The sequence below is a fragment of the Nostoc sp. genome (assembly GCF_041747015.1).
In the GTDB taxonomy this organism is placed as follows: Bacteria; Cyanobacteriota; Cyanobacteriia; order Cyanobacteriales; family Nostocaceae; genus Nostoc.
Genome location: NZ_JBGTFY010000004.1, coordinates 1 through 2,807, shown reverse-complemented (window position 1 = coordinate 2,807; position 2,807 = coordinate 1). Strand labels below are relative to the sequence as shown.

Below are 2,807 nucleotides of genomic sequence, written 5' to 3'. Positions count from 1 at the left end.
GCCTATATAAAAATAAGTAAGTGGCAAGAATAAATCAAACTATTTTACGCAATATAAAATTAATTAAATTGGCTGGTAATAAGCGGCTCCATCTCTGACTACAAACCCTCAATTATTCACACCCACCTACTTATTACTAGAAACAATAGAAAAAGTTCCCTACTCTCTTTTCTATTGCATCAATGGCATTATTCAAAAAATGCATAAATACTTGGTTTAGTTCAATTTAACTGTGCCTTTAATATTTTTACCTTCTGCACTCAACCATTCTGATTCTTCTATTTCAACGTAATTCTGCGCCCACTGATCAAATATTTTTACGCTTTTTATCGAAGTTTACTCCCATCACCACACGTCGGCTCGTTGAGTAAGAAGGAACACCATGTTTTTCAATTCCAAATGCTTGAATCAATGCCTGACTATACCGTTCGACAAAATCTCCTCATGCATAATACCCGACGTATCCATTCATAGTGCCCATTACTACAAACAATAATACCAAGCACAGTCTATGTCTTCGACCATCTTTCGTTCTAAAATCTTCCACAAGTCGCAGATGTTCAATCAAATTTGCACCCATAAGATTTTATCCCCTCAACACTTGTTGTTTTAGGGAGTGAAACAGCCCTACTTAAAAAAGGGGGCTTTAGACGTTGTTTCTTCATAGAATCTTCACAATAAAAGTGGTCACAACCCTCATACCTAAGATGGTATGCTCTGGTAAGTAGATGCACCCTGATGATCTGGAGAGCGACTTAAGTAGCTCTCCTTCTTTGCTTTTGTCTTTCGTCATAAGAAAGGTAAAAATAATGATGCCAATCGCCAACTAGTGCATTATTATTACCATCAGCAAATAAACTCACAACAAAAGCAACTGCGAACTGGGGAGCAGGGAGAGAATAATAACTCTTAACTCAGCACTTTTCCAAAGCACGTACCGACCCATCCAACCTGATAGTTGTAAGGAATAATCATGGCAGATTGGCAAAAAATAACAGGTGGCATCACAGCACCAAGGGGGTATCAGGCGGCAGGAATTACCGCCGGGCTGAAACCTTCGGGGTTGCCAGATTTAGCTTTGATCTTTTCAGATGTAGAAGCGATAGCAGCTGGTGTATTCACCACCAGCCAGGTTAAAGCTGCCTGCGTAGACTATTGTCGCCAACGCCTGCAAACCAAACATAGCGCTCGTGCTATCCTCTGCAACGCTGGACAAGCAAACGCCGCTACAGGGAATCAAGGCTGGGTTGATGCCCTAGAATCTGCTATGGCAATAGCCCAAGCACTGAACATCTCATCTGAATCTGTGTTATTGGCTTCTACCGGCGTAATTGGTCAAAGAATTAAGATGGATGCTTTGCGAAGCGGAATTCCCCATCTAGTAGCAGCACTATCAGAAACAGGCTCAGATGCCGCCGCCGGAGCGATTATCACCACAGATTTAGTAACAAAATCTATTGCTCTAGAGACAACTATAGGCGACCGCCCCGTGCGGATTGGCGGCATTGCCAAGGGTTCCGGCATGATTCACCCCAATATGGCAACCATGCTGGCATTTATTACCTGTGATGCTGCGGTTTCGTCTCACCTTTGGCAGCAGATGTTAGCAAGGGCAGCTGATAGAAGTTTTAATTCCATCACCGTAGATGGTGATACCAGCACCAACGACAGCTTAATCGCCCTAGCAAATGGTCAATCTCGCACCCCAGCAATTACAGAATTGGGCGCAGAAGCAGAGAAATTAGAGGCCATGTTAACAGCAGTTTGCCAACATTTAGCCAAAGCGATCGCTCGTGATGGCGAAGGTGCAACATGCCTAATTGAAGTGGAAGTGACTGGCGCTCATGATGAAGTCTCAGCCCAACAAATAGCCAAAACCATCGCTGGCTCATCCTTAGTTAAATCTGCAATCTTTGGACGTGATCCCAACTGGGGACGCATCGCCGCCGCCGCCGGACGTGCAGGTGTACCATTTGAGCAAGAAAACCTCCAAATTAAACTAGGAGATTTCTTAATGTTGGAAAATGGGCAACCCTTAACCTTTGACCGTGCCGCAGCAAGTGCTTATTTAAAACAAGTAGCAGGCGGTGCTTATCTCCAAAACGATACAGTCTTAATTTCCGCTAGTGTTGGCAATGGTCATGGTTCAGGTAAAGCTTGGGGTTGTGATTTGAGTTATGACTATGTGAGGATTAATGCAGAATATACGACTTAAAGATTAGACTTGCCGGATTTGAATATAAAATTGAAATTTGTAAAGAAATATTACATAGGGATTTTTTTTAGTGATGAATTGCGTCTAGAGACGCAATTCATCCAGTTTTATCAACCAGGAGGCCAGTCTAACTGCCGTCCTCCCAAGATATGTACGTGTAGGTGATGAACCGTTTGACCACCGTCATCACCAATATTGATCACAATTCGATAACCGTTTTTCAGTCCAGCAACTTCTGCAACACGTTTGGCCGTTAACAAAAGATGCCCCAACAGAGCATGATCCTGAGATTCAGCATCAGCTAGTGTGGGAATGGCTTTTTTGGGAATAACGAGGATGTGAACGGGCGCTTGGGGGTGGATGTCTTTGAATGCCAGCGCCAAATCATCTTCATAAACAATATCAGCGGGAATTTCCCGACTAATGATTTTGCTGAAAATCGTTTCTGTAGTTTTACTCATGCTAATCTACCTACTCATCTGCTAAAGATTTTAAAGGTTTCTTATACATATAAGTGCCTTACGACATCCTCACAAAGTATTCCAGATGATTACTGATCTCAAAAATCACATCGGTAAAGGAAGCTAGAGAA

The 2,807-nt window shown here is 42.8% G+C and carries 2 protein-coding genes; one reads left to right on the top strand and one right to left on the bottom strand.

From position 1 onward, the window contains the following. Positions 1-973 precede the first annotated feature (973 nt). Positions 974-2,215 (top strand): bifunctional ornithine acetyltransferase/N-acetylglutamate synthase, encoded by a 1,242-nt coding sequence (argJ, locus tag ACEW80_RS00315; protein ID WP_373524682.1) that lies wholly within the window; start codon positions 974-976, stop codon positions 2,213-2,215. 110 nt (positions 2,216-2,325) lie between these two features. Here the strand turns inward: argJ and ACEW80_RS00310 are convergent, their stop codons facing one another. Then, the gene (locus ACEW80_RS00310; protein ID WP_373524681.1) at positions 2,326-2,676 is read right to left on the bottom strand and encodes a histidine triad nucleotide-binding protein; all 351 of its coding nucleotides are present in this window, start codon (positions 2,674-2,676) and stop codon (positions 2,326-2,328) included. Between the last annotated feature and the right edge of the window lie 131 nt (positions 2,677-2,807).